At 70.2% G+C, this 15,960-nt stretch carries 13 protein-coding genes; 5 read left to right on the top strand and 8 right to left on the bottom strand.

Translation table 11 applies throughout. The annotated features are described in order from the left end of the window. Positions 1-151 precede the first annotated feature (151 nt). A complete protein-coding gene (locus ABD858_RS12535) occupies positions 152-748 on the bottom strand; it encodes a DUF2017 domain-containing protein (RefSeq protein ID WP_345036634.1) in 597 nt (198 codons plus the stop codon). Continuing rightward, a complete protein-coding gene (gene clpS / locus ABD858_RS12540; RefSeq protein WP_345036636.1) occupies positions 748-1,053 on the bottom strand; it encodes an ATP-dependent Clp protease adapter ClpS in 306 nt (101 codons plus the stop codon). The genes ABD858_RS12535 and clpS overlap by 1 nt, the downstream gene beginning before the upstream one ends. A 94-nt stretch (positions 1,054-1,147) precedes the next feature. Here clpS and ABD858_RS12545 point away from each other — a divergent pair, with 94 nt between their 5' ends. Further along, positions 1,148-2,476 carry a nicotinate phosphoribosyltransferase gene (locus ABD858_RS12545; RefSeq protein ID WP_345036638.1) on the top strand — a complete coding sequence of 443 codons (1,329 nt, stop codon included), beginning with the start codon at positions 1,148-1,150 and terminating at the stop codon, positions 2,474-2,476. 323 nt (positions 2,477-2,799) lie between these two features. After that, positions 2,800-3,402 carry an isochorismatase family protein gene (locus tag ABD858_RS12550; RefSeq protein ID WP_345036640.1) on the top strand — a complete coding sequence of 201 codons (603 nt, stop codon included), beginning with the start codon at positions 2,800-2,802 and terminating at the stop codon, positions 3,400-3,402. A 92-nt stretch (positions 3,403-3,494) separates the two neighbouring features. On the opposite strand, the gene ABD858_RS12555 is transcribed toward ABD858_RS12550, so the two are convergent. Both ABD858_RS12555 and ABD858_RS12560 read right to left on the bottom strand, forming a co-directional pair. After that, positions 3,495-3,836, bottom strand: a complete 342-nt coding sequence (locus tag ABD858_RS12555) for a hypothetical protein (RefSeq protein ID WP_345036642.1) — start codon at positions 3,834-3,836, stop codon at positions 3,495-3,497. A 123-nt stretch (positions 3,837-3,959) separates the two neighbouring features. Continuing rightward, complete coding sequence (locus tag ABD858_RS12560; RefSeq protein WP_345036644.1) at positions 3,960-6,416, bottom strand: immune inhibitor A domain-containing protein; 2,457 nt, start codon at positions 6,414-6,416, stop codon at positions 3,960-3,962. A gap of 384 nt (positions 6,417-6,800) precedes the next feature. Between ABD858_RS12560 and ABD858_RS12565 the strand changes: the two genes are divergently transcribed. Then, positions 6,801-7,082: a hypothetical protein gene (locus tag ABD858_RS12565; protein ID WP_345036646.1), complete on the top strand. Its 282-nt coding sequence runs from the start codon at positions 6,801-6,803 to the stop codon at positions 7,080-7,082. Here ABD858_RS12565 and ABD858_RS12570 read toward each other — a convergent pair. The 3 genes from ABD858_RS12570 to ABD858_RS12580 form a co-directional block, all read right to left on the bottom strand. Beyond that, positions 7,068-7,730 carry an RDD family protein gene (locus ABD858_RS12570; protein ID WP_345036648.1) on the bottom strand — a complete coding sequence of 221 codons (663 nt, stop codon included), beginning with the start codon at positions 7,728-7,730 and terminating at the stop codon, positions 7,068-7,070. The genes ABD858_RS12565 and ABD858_RS12570 overlap by 15 nt on opposite strands. A 576-nt stretch (positions 7,731-8,306) precedes the next feature. Then, positions 8,307-9,737 carry an RDD family protein gene (locus ABD858_RS12575; RefSeq protein WP_345036651.1) on the bottom strand — a complete coding sequence of 477 codons (1,431 nt, stop codon included), beginning with the start codon at positions 9,735-9,737 and terminating at the stop codon, positions 8,307-8,309. 202 nt (positions 9,738-9,939) lie between these two features. Beyond that, complete coding sequence (locus tag ABD858_RS12580; RefSeq protein ID WP_345036653.1) at positions 9,940-11,316, bottom strand: FAD-binding oxidoreductase; 1,377 nt, start codon at positions 11,314-11,316, stop codon at positions 9,940-9,942. A gap of 97 nt (positions 11,317-11,413) precedes the next feature. Here ABD858_RS12580 and ABD858_RS12585 point away from each other — a divergent pair, with 97 nt between their 5' ends. After that, positions 11,414-13,150, top strand: a complete 1,737-nt coding sequence (locus ABD858_RS12585) for a tetratricopeptide repeat protein (protein ID WP_345036656.1) — start codon at positions 11,414-11,416, stop codon at positions 13,148-13,150. Between the two features lie 1,016 nt (positions 13,151-14,166). On the opposite strand, the gene hppD is transcribed toward ABD858_RS12585, so the two are convergent. Next, a complete protein-coding gene (gene hppD / locus ABD858_RS12590) occupies positions 14,167-15,306 on the bottom strand; it encodes a 4-hydroxyphenylpyruvate dioxygenase (RefSeq protein WP_345044474.1) in 1,140 nt (379 codons plus the stop codon). A 116-nt stretch (positions 15,307-15,422) separates the two neighbouring features. Between hppD and ABD858_RS12595 the strand changes: the two genes are divergently transcribed. Then, on the top strand, positions 15,423-15,917 hold the full coding sequence (locus ABD858_RS12595) for an Lrp/AsnC family transcriptional regulator (protein WP_345044477.1): 495 nt from the start codon (positions 15,423-15,425) through the stop codon (positions 15,915-15,917). Positions 15,918-15,960: the final 43 nt, after the last annotated feature.

Here is a 15,960-nt window from a genome sequence, read left to right on the forward strand (position 1 = left end):
ATCACGGTGTTCACAGTGATCGGTTCGGAGCAGTGTGGCGCACATCATCGGAAGAACCGGACAAAAGGAACACCGAGCCGCAAAACATGCCGACTCGGTGATGCGATCGTTATCCGGAATCGAGTGTCCGCTGAGCGAACGTAAGGGGCTCTCAGGGGGTGAGTGTCTCTACAAGCGTCTCCTGGAGCGCACCCAGCCAGAGATAGGCCATGACCATCGGCTTGCGCGGATCACCGTCCGGCAGCCGGTAGAGGTCCTCGCTCTCCTCGTCCTCGCTGACCTCCAGGCGGGTGCCGATGGTCAGCCGCAGATCGTTGAGCGCGCCCAGCCAGTGGCGTGAGTCCTGGGGCGTCAGCTTGAGCACCGCGCCACCCTCACCCGTCACGTTGAGCGAATCGAGGGTGCGTACGAGCGCGAGGGCGTCGTCGCGCTTACGGGCCCGCAGATCGTTCTCGGTGTAGCGACGGAACTCGGCGGACGCGGCGCGCTGCTCGTCGTCCTGCTCCCCGGACGCGTCCGGGTCGGCGTAGGCGTCGGGGAGGAGCCGTGCGAGCGCCGGGTCCGTGGGTGCCTCGCTCGGGCCCTCCGCGAAGAGCGCGGCGAGCGGATCCTCACCCATGGCCGGCGCCTGGCCGGGACCGATCAGCTCCAGCAGTTGTACACCGAGCGAGCGCAGGATGGAGATCTCGACCTCGTCGAGCGCGACTGCCGCACCGCCGCCCTTGAGCGGCTCGAAGTTCCCGGCCATCAGTCGCGATCCTGAGACAGGGTCGCCCACAGCCCGTATCCGTGCATGGCCTGCACGTCGCGTTCCATCTCCTCGCGGCTGCCGCTGGACACCACCGCCCGGCCCTTGTTGTGGACGTCGAGCATCAGCTTGGTGGCCTTGTCCTTGGTGTAGCCGAAGTACGCCTGGAAGACGTACGTCACGTAGCTCATGAGGTTGACCGGGTCGTTGTGGACGATCGTCACCCAGGGCACATCGGGCTCGGGAACAGCGAAGCTCTCCTCCGCCGCCTCAGGGCGCGTGATCTCAGTAGGAGCGACACTCACTTACCCCATGCTGCCACTGACGGGGAGTGGCCGCACAAACGGGGGCAGCCCTAGAAATCGTCAAACTGACGAGTATTCGAGTAGCATCGCTCGTATGAACACAGCGGACCTTGGCCTGCCGGTGGATGTCCCGTCGACAGCCCTCTTCACCGACCAGTACGAGCTCACCATGCTCGAGGCCGCCCTGAAGGCCGGCACCGCGGACCGCCGATCCGTCTTCGAGGTCTTCACCCGGCGGCTCCCCGAGGGCCGCCGTTACGGTGTCGTGGCGGGCACCGGCCGGGTCCTGGACGCCGTGGAGAACTTCCGCTTCGACAGCGGCGTACTCGGCTTCCTGCGCGACCGCGCCATCGTCGACGAGGCCACTCTGCAGTGGCTGGCCGACTACCGTTTCAACGGCGACATCTGGGGCTACCCCGAGGGCGAGGTGTACTTCCCCGGCTCGCCGATCATGCGGGTCGAGGGCACCTTCGCCGAGTGCGTGCTCCTGGAGACCGTGATCCTGTCGATCCTCAACCACGACTCGGCGGTCGCCGCCGCCGCGTCCCGGATGGCGGTGGCCGCGGGTGGCCGCCGCCTGGTCGAGATGGGTGCCCGCCGCACCCATGAGCTGGCCGCGGTGGCCGCTGCCCGGGCCGCCTATGTCGGCGGCTTCTCCTCCACCTCGGACCTGGCCGCCGGATTCCGTTACGGCATCCCGACCGTCGGAACCTCCGCGCACGCCTTCACCCTGCTGCACGACAGCGAGCGGGACGCTTTCCGGGCGCAGGTCGCCACGCTGGGGCGGGGGACCACCCTGCTGGTGGACACCTACGACGTCGCCGAGGCGGTCCGTACCGCCGTGGACGTGGCCGGGACGCAGCTGGGCGCCGTGCGCATCGACTCCGGGGACCTGCTGCTGATGGCCCACCGGGTACGGCAGCAGCTGGACGAGCTGGGCGCGACCCGGACCAGGATCGTGGTCACCTCGGACCTGGACGAGTACGCCATCGCCTCGCTGGCCGCGGCGCCCGTGGACGCCTACGGCGTGGGCACCCAGCTGGTCACCGGAAGCGGCCACCCCACCTGCTCCATGGTCTACAAGCTGGTCGCCCGTGCCCAGTCCACGGATCCCAAGGCCCCGCTGGTCCCGGTGGCCAAGAAGGCACGCGGCGGCAAGACGTCCATCGGCGGCCGCAAGTGGGCCGCGCGCCGGGTCGACGAGGACGGCGTCGCCGAGGCCGAGGTCCTCGGCACCGGCCCCGTGCCGGCGAAGCTCTCCGGCCGGCAGCTGGTCGTGGAGCTGATGAAGGGCGGCGAGGTCGTGGCCCGCGAGCCGCTGGACGCGGCGCGCGACCGGCACATCGCGGCCCGGGCCGGTCTGCCGATGTCCGCGATCCAGCTGTCCCGCGGCGAGCCGGTCATTCCCACGGAGTACGTGTAAGAGGGACGCCGTGGGGGCACGCCATGGCGAGTGAGCCGAAGGGGCACGCGGCCACGCGCCGGAGGCGCATATCGGCACGGTGAAGGGGGACACCTCTGGGGGCACCCCCAGAGGTGTCTGGGGGAGGCAGCCGGGATGCGCGCAGGTCCTGAGGCTGGAGTCGACATGCGGCTGCCGCCGTGTGGAGGACCGAGGCTGCATCGATGTGCGGCTGCCGCCGCGTGGTCGACCGTCGGCGCACGCTTGAGCGCCCTGTGGGGGTCCCCCCGGACGGAGTCCGGGGGGACCGAGCCACAAAAGGAAAAAGAAAGGGGACGCCCGTCATGCACCGCGCGTTGATCGTCGTCGACGTCCAGAACGACTTCTGTGAGGGCGGCAGCCTCGCCGTGGCGGGTGGCGCCGATGTCGCCGCCGCCATCACCGAGCTGATCGGCCAGGCGCCCGCCGGCTACCGCCATGTCGTCGCCACCCGCGACCACCACATAGACCCCGGGGAGCACTTCTCCGGGCATCCCGACTATGTGGACTCCTGGCCCGCGCACTGCGTGGCCGGCACGGAGGGCGTCGGATTCCACCCGAACTTCGCCCCGGCCGTCGCCTCCGGAGCGGTCGACGCGGTCTTCAGCAAGGGCGCGCACGACGCTGCCTACAGCGGCTTCGAAGGACGCGACGAGAACGGCACCTCGCTCGCGGACTGGCTGCGCGAGCGAGGCGTCGGCGAGGTCGACGTGGTCGGTATCGCCACGGACCACTGCGTACGGGCGACGGCCCTGGACGCGGTCCGCGAGGGCTTCGCCACGCGTGTGCTGCTCGACCTCACGGCGGGGGTCGCCGAGGCGACCACGGAGCGCGCCCTGGAGGAGCTCCGCGAGGCCGGTGTGGAGCTCACCGGCAAGCCGGTGCAGGCCCCGGGCGCGCAGGCCTGACGCGCAGGGGTGGGCCCGGGGCACCCCTGGGGGCACCCCTGGGGGCACCCCCAGCGGTAGCTGGGGGAGGTGGCCGGGGGGAGCGTCCGACCTCAGACGCCGGACGGGCTGGGGCTGCGGCCCTCCACCCGGGCAGGCCTGAGCAGGGCGGCTATCGGGTGCCACAGCTCCTGGACCGTCTGTGGGCTGGTGCGCCAGAGCAGGCCGTCCGGGTGGTGGAGCACGGCCGTGACCTCGTCCGGGGTGGGCGGCTCCAGGTTGCCCCGCAGATAGACCGCGCGCAGGCCCAGATTGCGCAGCCTGGTCAGGGCGCGGGCCCGGTTCAGCGCGTGGACCAGGATGCGTACGCTGGCGCCCTCCACGACCGGGTTGGGCAGGGTGATCGCGACCACCACGCTGCCGTTCGGGAGCTTGCTGAAACCTCCGCCTGCCATGGATCCGGTCTCCCCCGCGAGAGGTCCTGTCGATAAGAAGCGGTCAAGAGGCATCTGAACACGAACGGCCGCCGCCCGCCAGAGGGCGACGGCCGATCATGGTTCGACCTGCGAAGATGTGCCTCAGTTGGTGGAGGGGCCGACCTTCACGGTGATCGTCTTGCCGCTCTGCGGCTCCTTGACGACCTGGATCTTGGTGTTGGTGTCAGGGACCTTGACACCCGCGTGCTTGCTCTCCTCGTACCAGTACACACCGTTGCGGTCGTCGAAGACCGGGTTGCCGGCCAGCGACGGCAGCTGCGCCTCGTTGCCCTGGTTGTGCAGGGTGAAGCCCTGCGTCGGCTGGAAGCCGAAGGTGGAGTCGTAGGCCTGGATACGGCTCGGCATCGGGACGAGCTCGGTCTTCTCGACGCCGTTCCTGGTGTACGTGTGCCACCACTTCATCGGCTCGGGGTGGGCGTCCACGGGCAGGACGCGGCCCTCGCCCGGGTGGGCGCTGACGTTGTTGTCCTTCTGGGAGGTGTCCCAGAGCCAGACCAGCAGACCGTTCTGGTACGCGTAGTGCTCCACCGTGCGTGGCTCCACGGCACGGTTGCCGAAGTTGTACGGGCCGACCTGGAGGGTCTTGTCGTACGAGACGTACTGGCGGTTCTCCGCGATGTAGTACTGCGGGTAGTCCTTGGTGAAGGACTCACCGACGCGGGAGAAGCCATTGGCGGTCCAGCCGTTGTCGTCGCCCTCTGCGTTGTCCGAGAACACGGTGGCGCCGTCGGCGACCACCTTGATGTCGTCGGCCGCGAAGCCCTTCAGCGCGTAGCCGCCATCCGTCTGGTAGCGGAAGCGGACGTCGGCCTTCTGGCCGGCGTAGGCGTCCAGCGAGTAGGCCAGCTTCTTGTATCCGCCGGAGGAACCGGTCAGGGCCGGGGCGTTGCCGCCGTCACGAGTGATCGGCGCGCCGTCGGCGGTGCCGTCCAGCGCCTTCCAGTTGGCGCCGCCGTCGACCGACACCTCGGCGTAGAGGAAGTCGTACTCCTCCTCGATGTCCCACCAGCCCTGGAGCTCCAGGGAGGCCGTGGACTTGCCGGTGAGGTCGACGGAGCGGGTGAGGGTGTTCTTGAGGTCGTCACCCATGTCGCTCCACCACTGCGTGGCGCCCTCGGCAGGCTTCACGACCGTGGTGGTGACCTTCTTGTCCGGCAGCTCGACGACGAGCGCCTGCGGGTCCTTGGTGTTGTACTCCGAGACGCCCAGCTTGTGGGTCGACTTCGTCGCGGCCTTGGCCTTGTCGTAGTCGAGCCAGCCCAGCTGGAGCTTGTCCCAGGCGGTCATGTCGCCGGGCATGTCACCGATGGTGTCCTTGCCCGTGCCCAGCCAGGAGCCGGACGACATCAGCGACCAGAAGCCGGTGGAGTTGTCGATCGCCCGGCGGTACTGGTCCCCGGCACCGGAGGTGTCGTAGTGGTCCGGCAGACCGAGGTCGTGGCCGTACTCGTGGGCGAAGACACCGAGGCCGCCGTTCTCGGGCTGCATGGTGTAGTCGCCGACCCAGATGCCGGAGTCGCCGATCTGGGTGCCGCCGGCCTTGTTGTTCTCCGGACCGGTCTTGCCGGCGTTGGTGCCGTAGGCGTACCAGCGGTGCGCCCACAGGGCGTCGTCGCCTTGGACGCCGCCGCCCGCGGACTGGTCCTCGCCGGCGTGGACGATCTGGAAGTGGTCGATGTAGCCGTCGGGCTCGTTGAAGTTGCCGTCGCCGTCGGAGTCGTAACGGTCCCACTGGTCGTACTGGGCCAGCTGCGCCTTGATCTCGGCGTCGGTCTTGCCGGCGGCCTTCTGCTGGGCGAACCAGGCGGTCACACCGTCGCGGACGGTGTCCCAGACGTTGGAGCAGTTGTGCTGGCCGCACCAGTCGGAGCCGTAACGGGCCTCGTTGTACTCGAGCTTGACCCAGTCGGAGACCTGGCCGTCGACCGAGTAACGGCCGGAGGAGGTCTTCTCGTAGAAGGTCTTCAGCGAGTGCTTGCCGGCGCCCGTACCGAAGTACAGGTCCTGGAAGTGCTGCTGGTTGTAGTCCGCCTGCCAGGCCGTGGAGTTGTCCTTGGTCCGGTCGGGCTGGGCTATCTGGTTGTGCGCGGGACCGGGCCGGCCGCCGAACTTGGGCTTCAGCTCGTCGGTGTCGTCGTCCTTGCGGTCGACCAGGGTGGTGTTGTCGACCTTGTCGCCGAACTCGACCAGGATCGTGAAGATCTTGTCGGTCTTCTCGCGGGCCAGCTCGACGTACTTCTTGTCCCCGAGCTTGACCACCTTGGACGCGCCGCGCTGCTGCACGGTGGCGTCGCCCGAGAGGACCTTCTCCAGCGCGGCCTGGCGCTGCTGCTCCTGCTTCTTGCTGAACGGACCGTCGAGGTCGTGCTCGGTGTCCTGGGCCGGGTCCGGGTTGCGGACCTCGGCGGTGGTGGTGCCGGCCGGACCGGTCTTCTGGTCGTCGGCCTGGGCGACGGCGAAGGCCGAAGCCGTGGCGGTCGTGGCGGCGAGGGCCACGACAACGGCGGCAGCCCGGAACGCGCTTCTCTTGGAAGTCACTTGAGATTTTCCCCTCCCGCAGCCGCCCGCTCGGACCTGAAACGTCCGGATATGAGGGGCCCTCGGCGCGGCTCGCGTGTCAAGTGACGACATTCGACCGGAGTTGGCGAAGAAAAAACAGATCTTGACTTGCGCAGGTCAAGTGCACTATGCGACAGCCTGACACCGGAAATCGGACACTCCGGCATGCCGGACAACCTGCCGCCGGCGTCGTCCATCGCGATACGGAATGACTCCGTGCGCCCCCCTGTGCACCGGCACCGTGGGTTAGGTCACGCTTACCGACTGTTCCGCTCGGGGAATGACCGTCGTAGAGTCACTTGACGGTGCGACCCGAGCAAGTTGAGAGACTCCCCACCCGACGCTCCCAGGACGGATACCGCCATGCCGCGTCCGACTGCCGCACAGCTCGCCTACGGTTCGGCCACCGTCGTCATCTCGACCGTCGCCATGCTGTTGCTCTCCAGGACCAGTTCGGGCCTGGGGGTGGCCGTCATCGTGTCCGCGGCGCTCGCGCTCGGCCTGCTCGTCGCGCTGACGGTACCCACACCGGCGGCGATGCGGGCGGCACGCAGGGCCCGCGACGCCCGTGCGGCTCGTACGGACCGGGTGGAGATGAACGAGGCGCAGATCCCCGCCGCTCCTGAGCACTCACTGCACGGCTGAAGCGGTCGACACCACCACGGTCTTGCCCGCCTTGTCGTGCACACCCTGCCGGTAGGGCTTGTCGACCAGGATCATCACCAGAATGATCAGCCACCACAGGCAGGGGCAGCACAGCAGGGCGGGCAGCCACAGCACCGCGGCCCGGATCAGCGACGTTCCCATGTCCGGCACACTGCCGTCCTTGAGCATGGCGACCCGCAGGTTCATCAGCCGCTTGCCGAGGGTCTGGCCGTTGCTCCGGGTGAAGTACGTGTCGTAGCCGACGTACGCCACCACCGCGATCAGCGACCAGACCAGCTGGGCGCCCGTGTACGCCTGGCCGAAGGTCCTGCCGAGATCGTCGCTGCTGTCCCGGTTGACCGCGAGTGCGCCGCCGAAGGGCAGCGAGATCAGGTAGAGCGGAATGATGACGATGAAGAAGTCGACGATCCTGGCGAGGATCCGCTTGCCCGTGTCCGCGAGCGGCGGCATGCCCGCGAGCGGGTCGCGGCCGCCGTACTCGTAAGGTCCGCCGGGTCCGCCGAACGGGGGGCCGCCGTACGGGGGTTCCCCGGGCGGGGGGCCGTACGGCGGCTCCCCGGGCGGGGGCGGCCCGCCCGGTGGGGGGCCGGGCGGCGGCTGGTCGGGCGGCGGCTGGTCGGTGCTCATGGCCGTAGTGCACCGCGCCCCGGGGGGTGGCGCAACGGCTCGCCTGCCATTCGGCCTAGTGCCCCTCCCGGCAACGTTTGCCCCGTCGCGATGCTCCCCCAGCCACATCCCCCAGGGTGCCCCCGGGCACGCACGTTCGCTGCGTTGGCCGAAAGCCCAAGGAGCGCTGCTACAAGGGTCTTCGGCCGCCTTGCGATCGCACGCACCGGACGCCGCTCCTTGACGGGCACACGTTGCCGGTCGCGGCACCTGGTGCTGTGACCGGAAAGGTTCGCCGGCTCGCGACGCTCCCCCAGCTACCGCTGGGAGGTGCCCCCAGGCACGGCACCTCTCCCCCGTAGCCCTTCGGGCACAGGAGGTACCCCCACCGTTGTCGCATCGCGCGAGTACGGCCAAGTACGAGCTGCGATCCTCCGCCTTGCGATGCACCGCACCTGGGGGCACCCTGGGGGCACCCCCAGCGGTAGCTGGGGGAGGTAGCTGGGGGAGGTAGCTGGGGGAGGTAGCTGGGGGAGGTAGCTGGGGGAGCCGCGAGCTTCCCGGCAAACCTTTCCGGCCACCTTTCCGGCCACAGCACTAGCGGTCTGCCGCCACGAACGTACGGGCCGCCTTGTCGTGCCAGCACTGCCGCCATGGGCGGTCGAACACGCACCACAGGACGTTGACGACACCGACGGCGAGCAGGCCGAGCACTCCGTACACCAGCCAGCGGCCCAGTGCCGCGCCGAACGCCGGCGGCTCGTGCGACTCGATGCCCCGCACAGCGACTCCGCACAGCTTCTTGCCGAGCGTCCGGCCCCACTTCGCGGTCGGCAGTACCTCGTACAGAACGCCGATCAGCAGAAACGCTCCCAGCACGATGCCGAGGTAGGTGCCCGTGGTGCCGTCCAGCAGCCAGACCGTGACGGTTCGGCCCGAGAGCCTGGCCGCCTCGATCTTCTGGTGGATGTGGTCGGCCGTCCTGGACACGAGCGGCATGGCGACCGCGCCCAGGGCGGTGGTGGTGACGAGGGTGTCGACGATCCGCGCCGCGAAACGCCTGCCGAGGCCCGCGGGACGCGTGGCGGCCTGTGCCCGTGCCGCCCGCGTGAAGGGGTCGTCGGCGGGCGGCTTCCAGGGCACGACGGGCTGCTGCGACTGCTGCGACTGCCGCTCGGGATGCGCGAGCTGACGCACCTGCTGCGGCCACGACGCCTGCGCCCGGTCCGCGGGCTGCCGGTCCGGCGCCGGGCGGCTGCTCGGGACCTCCGGCCACCCCGTCCGCGCCGGGGCGGCGGTGTGCGCGGACGCCGGGGGCCGCGTCTGCGGACGGGACGGGGCGGCCTCGGCGGCGGGGCCGCCCGGCTGCGCCGGCTCCCGGCGGCTGCCCGGGGCTTCCGGCCACGTTGTGGATGCCGCGGCCTGCGGCTGGGGCGCGCTCCGCCGGCCGGGCACGCCCGTCGCGGCGCCCGCGTCCGGGCCCTCGCCGGCCGTGCCCGGCCTGCCGGTCTGTGTGGAGGCCAGGGCGGCAGGGGTGTCCCGCGTGGCTCCCTCGAGCCGGCCGTGCGCCTCCGGTGCGCCGGGCGCGGAAGCGCTGCCGGGCGCCTCCGGCCAGACCGGCGCTGCGGGGCGGGTGTCGATGCCTGGGCCGGTGTCCGCGGGCAGCCGGGCGTCCAGGGTGACGCCCGCACCGGCCGGGGCGTCCTCGGACGTGGACCCGCCGGCGCCCGACGTGGCCGTGGCCGGGCCGGTGTCCGGTGAAGTCCCCCGGGGGTCCGACAGCGTGGGCCCCGGGGTGTCCTGCGGCTCGGGCGTGCCCCAGGAGACGGAGGGGGGTTCCTCGTCGAGGAACACCGGGCCCGTCTCCTCGACCTGCGCCGGAGGCGCAGCGGCAGGCGGGGCGGGACGGCTGGTGCCCGGGACCCAGGCGGCGCCGTTCCAGAACCGGACGTAGCCGGGGATGGACGGGTCGGGGTAGTAGCCCGCGCTGGGGCTGCCGTCGCCGCTGACCGGAGTGGGGGCGCTCATGACTGGTCCCGTATCTGCTCGATGGCCTCGTTCGGGGAGGGAGACATCCACATCTACCAGACCATGACACGGCCCTGGGCCGGTCCCGCCGTATGAGCCCCTTTCCGGTCAACGACAGATCGTCGGCGAAAGTCGCGTAAGGATTCCGGGCAACTCCGCTCCCTCCCCGTGGCTCACGGCTCGTAAGACCTGCGCCGGGTACTCAGAAGAGTTTGCCGGGGTTGAGGATGCCCAGTGGGTCGAAGGTCTGCTTGACGGCCCGTTGCATCTCCAGACCCACCGGTCCGAGCTCGCGCGCCAGCCATTCCTTCTTCAGGACGCCGACTCCGTGTTCGCCGGTGATGGTGCCGCCCAGTTCCAGGCCGAGGGCCATGATCTCGTCGAAGGATTCACGGGCGCGCCGGGACTCGTCCTCGTCGGCCGCGTCGAAGCAGACGACGGGGTGGGTGTTTCCGTCGCCGGCGTGCGCGCACACGCCGATGGTGAGGCCGTACCTGGCGGCGATGGCGGCGGTGCCGTCGAGCATCGCGCCGAGCTTCGACCTCGGCACGCACACGTCGTCGATCATCGTCGCGGACTTGATGGTCTCCATTGCGGGGAGGGACATCCGGCGTGCCTGGAGGAGCATTTCGGACTCGGCGGCGTCCTCGGCCGGGACGACCTGGGTGGCGCCGGCCGCGGTGCACAGTTCGCCGACGGCTGCGAGGTCGGCGGCCGGGTCGGGGGTGTCGAAGGCGGCAAGGAGCAGGGCCTCGGTGGATTCGGGCAGGCCCATGTGGCCCAGTTTATTGACGGCCTGGACGGTCGTACGGTCCATGAGTTCCAGCAGGGACGGCACATGGCCACGTGCCATGATCTCGCAGACGGCTTCGCAGGCGGCGGCCGCGGAGGGGAACTCGGCGGCGAGGACGAGCTGCTGCGGGGGGCTGGGCTTGAGGGCGAGCACGGCCCGTACGACGATACCGAGGCTGCCCTCCGAGCCGACGAAAAGACGGGTCAGGTCGTATCCGGCGACGCCCTTGGCGGTGCGGCGACCGGTGCGCATCAGGCGGCCGTCGGCGAGGACGACGTCGAGGCCGAGGACGTACTCGGCGGTGACACCGTACTTGACGCAGCACAGGCCGCCGGAGGCGGTGCCGATGTTGCCGCCGATGGTGCACTGCTCCCAACTGGACGGGTCGGGCGGGTAGTAGAGGCCGTGCTCGGCGACGGCCCGGGAGAGCACGGCGTTGACGACCCCCGGTTCGACGACGGCGATCCGGTCGACGGGGCTGATCTCCAGAATGCGGTCCATCTTGACGAGGGAGAGCACGATGCAGCCGTCGCTGGCGTTGGCCCCGCCGGACAGGCCGGTGCGGGCGCCCTGCGGCACGACGGGGACACGCAGGTCGGTCGCGGTCCGCATGATGTGCTGGACCTGTTCGACGGTGCGCGGCAGCACGACGACGGCGGGGGCGCCGGCTTCGCAGAAGCTCGCCATGTCGTGGGCGTAGGAGGCGGTGACGTCGGGGTCGGTGATCAGCGCCTCGTCCGGCAGACCCGCGCGAAGCTGCTCCAGGAGCTCCAGGTGATCGTCCATGATCTCAGCGTGGCACTTCGGGGCCATCGGTGTGAACCCTTGCGCCATCCGCTCGGCAACGAGGGATGTGATCTTCATATTGCCGCACAGTGACGCCATGGACGATGCCATGGACAGGCAGCAGAGACGTGCCGAGCGTGCCGTGAAGCGGGTCGCACTCGGCTCGCTCACCGGGGCGGTGCTGCTCTCGGGGGCGCTCGTCTACGTCCCGTGGCCATGGCTGAACGGTCCCCCACCGCCCGCGCCCGGCCCCGCCGGACGGGCGATGGCGGCCGCGGACACGGGCGCCCCGGCCTCCCCCGCCGATCTGTCCGCGCTCATCAAGGAGCGCGGAGCTTGGCTGCGTAGGCATCCGGAGGACGACGCCGCCTGGGCGGTGCTCGGTTCGGCGTATGTGGAGCGGGGGCGCGCGACAGCCGACTCGACGGACTACCCGAAGGCGGAGTCGGCGCTGCGCCGCTCGCTCGCCGTACGCCCGGCGGAGACGGGCAACACCGCCGCGCTGCTGGGCCTGGCGGCGCTCGCCAACGCCCGGCACGACTTCGGCGCCGCGAGGAAGTGGGCGGAGGAGGTCCGGGAGCGGGAGCCGGAGCGGTGGACGGTGTATCCGGTGCTGGTCGAGGCGTACAGCGGGCTCGGCGACTACAAGAACGCGGGCACGGCCCTGGAGAAGCTGAAGAAGCTGCGGCCCGGTTCCCTCGCCCGGACGGTCGCCGCGCGGGTCTACTGGGACCGCGGCTGGCGCGAGGACGCCTCCGTCGCCGTCGGCGACGCGGTGGCGTACGCCGACACCCCGGCGCTGGAGGCCGACTGTCTGCGCCGCCTCGCCGATCTGCAGTGGGAGCGCGGCGAGCCCCAGGACGCGCTCGTCCGTTACGAGGCCGCGCTGCGGCTCGACCCCGCACTGCACCAGGCGCTCGCCGGACGGGCGCGGGCGCTGGTGGCGCTGGACCGTACGGACGAGGCGCTGCGCGTGTACGGGGAGCTGGTGGCGAAGACGCCGCTGCCCGAGTACCTGCTGGAATTGGGCGAGCTGTACGAGGCGCGGGGCGCGGACGACGACGCGCTGGCGCAGTACCGGCTGCTGCGGGACCGGCTTTCGCGGGATGCGGCCCAGGGGGTGAACCAGGCGCTGGTACTGGGGCTCTTCGAGGCGGACCACGGCGATTCGGCCGAAGCGGTGCGGCAGCTGAAGGCGGAGTGGAACCGGCACAAGAGCATCGACGTCGCGGACGCGCTGGGCTGGGCGCTGCACCGGAACGGCGACGACAAGCAGGCGGTGCCCTTCGCGCGCAAGGCCACCGAGCAGGGGCGGCGCAGCGCGCTGTTCGCGTACCACCGGGGCGAGATCGAGCGGACCCTGGGCCTGGACGGCCCGGCACGCAGCCATCTGGCGGAGGCCACCCGCACCAATCCGTACTTCTCGCCGCTCCGGGCACGCGCGATCGAGTACGCGCTGGCGGCGCTGGGGGATCCGCCGCCGGGCGGGCCGGAGGAGATCGACCCGCCGTGGTGGGCACCGCAGTATCAGCCGGTACAGAAGCCGCGGAAGCCGGCGAAGCCAGGGAAGCCCGGGAAACCGTCGAAGCGGGCGGAGCCGACGAAGCCCGCGGAGCCGACGAAGCCCGCGGAACCTGCGAAGCCGGCGGACCCGACGGCGTTGCCGAAGCCCGGCGTCTCTCCCCCGGCCGCCCCCGCCCCGAAGCCGGGGGCGGGCTCCCCGGGACAGGCCGGGTCTTCCTCGTCAGGCGCGGTGGACGCGGCGGATCAGCCGGGAGACGGCGAACCAAAGGACGGTGACCACGGCCCGGGCCACGAGGAACTGCAGCACTAGAAGACCGATGAAGATCTTGCTCCGACCGCCTGACTCGCCCCGGATTGCCAGTAAATGCCAATCGCCATGAACCGGTGCAAGCCGGGCACGATTCCAAGATCTTCAGGACACTCCTAGGGCGTGTTTCGAAAGTAGCGTCGTCCGCCCGGAGGGCGGGGTCGGGGGCGTCTGGTGCGTGCGATCGCAAGGCGGAGGGAGGAGAGCGCAGCGGGCTGCGCCGACGACCGACAACGCGGCGAGCGTGCGTGCCGGGCGTTCCCGACCAGGCGGGACTTTCGAAACACGCCCTAGAAGACCGGTGAAGATCTTGCTCCGACCGCCCGACTCGCCCCGGATTGCCAGTAAATGTCAATCGCCATGAACCGGTGCAAGCCGGGCGCGATTCCAAGATCCCCAGGACACTCCTAGGCGTCCTGTCGCCCTCGCTCCGGACAATGGCCGTGACGCCGGGGCCGCCGATCCACCAGAAGAACACCACGATGCCCAGGACCCCGGCGGCGAGTCCACCGAGCACGTCCTTGACCCAGTTCAGCATCCCCCGGCCCCCGTATGCCTGTTCGTACGTGATCAACCACGTCGGCATGGACGGCGGGCGCCCCGGCCCCGACTTTCCGGGCTCGGTCCTCCCCCGGACTTCGTCCGGGGGAGGACCCCTGGGGGCGCTCAAGGCTGTGCCGACGGCTCGACCACGCGGCGGAGCCGCATGTCGACGCAGCCTCGGGTCCCTCGCACGGCGGAGCCGCATATCCGCACGAGCCCTCGGGACCCTGCGCGCTCCCCCAGCTACCTCCCCCAGCTACCTCCCCCAGCTACCGCTGGGGGTGCCCCCAGCGGTGCCCCCAGCGGTGCCCCCAGGGTGCATCCGGGGTGCATCCGGGGTGCAGGGTGCTCCCACTCCCTTTCACCGTGCCGATATGCGCCTCAGGCGCGTGGAGCCGCGCTCCCTTCGGCTCACTCGCCGTGCGGCAGTAGCGGGCCTCGGGGCGCGTCCCGGCCCACGGGCGGATTCCGTGGGATCAGAGGTTGCCGCGCTTGGCCTGCTCGCGCTCGATCGCCTCGAACAGTGCCTTGAAGTTGCCCTTGCCGAAGCCCATCGAGCCGTGCCGCTCGATGAGTTCGAAGAACACCGTCGGACGGTCCTGGACCGGCTTGGTGAAGATCTGCAGCAGATAGCCGTCCTCGTCGCGGTCGGCCAGGATCTTCAGCTCACGCAGCGTCTCGACGGGCACGCGGGTGTCGCCGACCCACTCGCCGAGGGTGTCGTAGTACGAGTCCGGGGTGTCCAGGAACTGCACGCCGGCCGCGCGCATGGTGCGTACGGTCTCGACGATGTCGTTCGTGGCGAGCGCGACGTGCTGGACGCCGGCGCCGCCGTAGAACTCCAGGTACTCGTCGATCTGCGACTTCTTCTTCGCGATCGCGGGCTCGTTGATCGGGAACTTCACCTTCAGGGTGCCGTCGGCGACGACCTTTGACATGAGGGCGGAGTACTCGGTGGCGATGTCATCGCCCACGAACTCCTTCATGTTGGTGAAGCCCATGACCTTGTTGTAGAAGCCGACCCACTCGTTCATCCTGCCGAGCTCGACATTGCCGACGCAGTGGTCGATGGCCTGGAAGGTGCGCTTGGCGGGCGGCTCGACGATCGGGCTCGCGGGGACGAAACCGGGCAGGTACGGGCCGTCGTAGCCGGAGCGGTCGACGAGGGTGTGGCGGGTCTGGCCGTAGGTGGCGATCGCGGCGAGGACGACGGTGCCGTTCTCGTCCTTCACCTCGTACGGCTCGGCGATGCCGCGGGCGCCGTGCTCGACGGCGTAGGCGTAGGCGGCGCGGGCGTCCGGCACCTCGATGGCGAGGTCGATGACGCCGTCGCCGTGCTCGGCGACATGGTCGGCGAGGAAGCGGCCCCAGTCGCTGGACGCCTTGATGACGGAGGTGAACACGAAGCGCGCGGAGCCGTTGGTCAGCACATAGCCGGCGGTCTCGCGGCTGCCCGTCTCCGGTCCGGAGTAGGCGACCAGCTTCATTCCGAAGGCCGTGGAGTAGTAGTGCGCGGCCTGCTTGGCGTTGCCGACGGCGAAGACGACCGCGTCCATTCCCTTCACCGGGAAGGGATCTGCCTCGCGCGCGGTGGTGGGCGTGGGGTCGATAGTCATCGAGTTATCTGCCATGGAGTGAGCGTCCCGCCGATCTACAGCATGCGCAATAGTTTGCTGTTTCACTGGGCATTCTGCTTGGTGGACGGCGCATAACGCCGGGCGTTCTGTACATGATGACCATCGAAAGGCCGGTCAGGGTGATCGATCATCTGGATGCACGACTCATCGTTCTGCTTGCCCGGGAGCCGAGGATCGGCGTACTGGAGGCTTCCCGGCGGCTGGGGGTGGCACGCGGGACCGTCCAGGCGCGGCTCGACCGGCTCCAGTCGAACGGGGTGATCAGGGGATTCGGCCCGCAGGTCGACCCGGCGGCACTGGGTTACCCGGTCACGGCATTCGCCACCCTGGAGATCAAGCAGGGCCAGGGCGCGGACGTACGGGCGCATCTGGCGACCGTGCCGGAGGTGTTGGAGCTGCACACGACGACGGGCCACGGCGACATGCTGTGCCGGCTGGTCGCCCGCTCGAACGCGGATCTCCAGCGGGTGATCGACCGGGTGGTCGGCTTCGAGGGCATCGTGCGGGCGTCGACGGCGATCGTGATGGAGAACCCGGTACCGCTCCGGATCATCCCGCTGGTGGAGGCGGCGGCGGAGGTCGAGGACTGAGACACGGATGGGTCGATTCCGCATCTTGGATTCACCGTGGCGC

Origin of the sequence: Streptomyces sannanensis (genome assembly GCF_039536205.1) — a bacterium.
Lineage (GTDB): Bacteria > Actinomycetota > Actinomycetes > Streptomycetales > Streptomycetaceae > Streptomyces > Streptomyces sannanensis.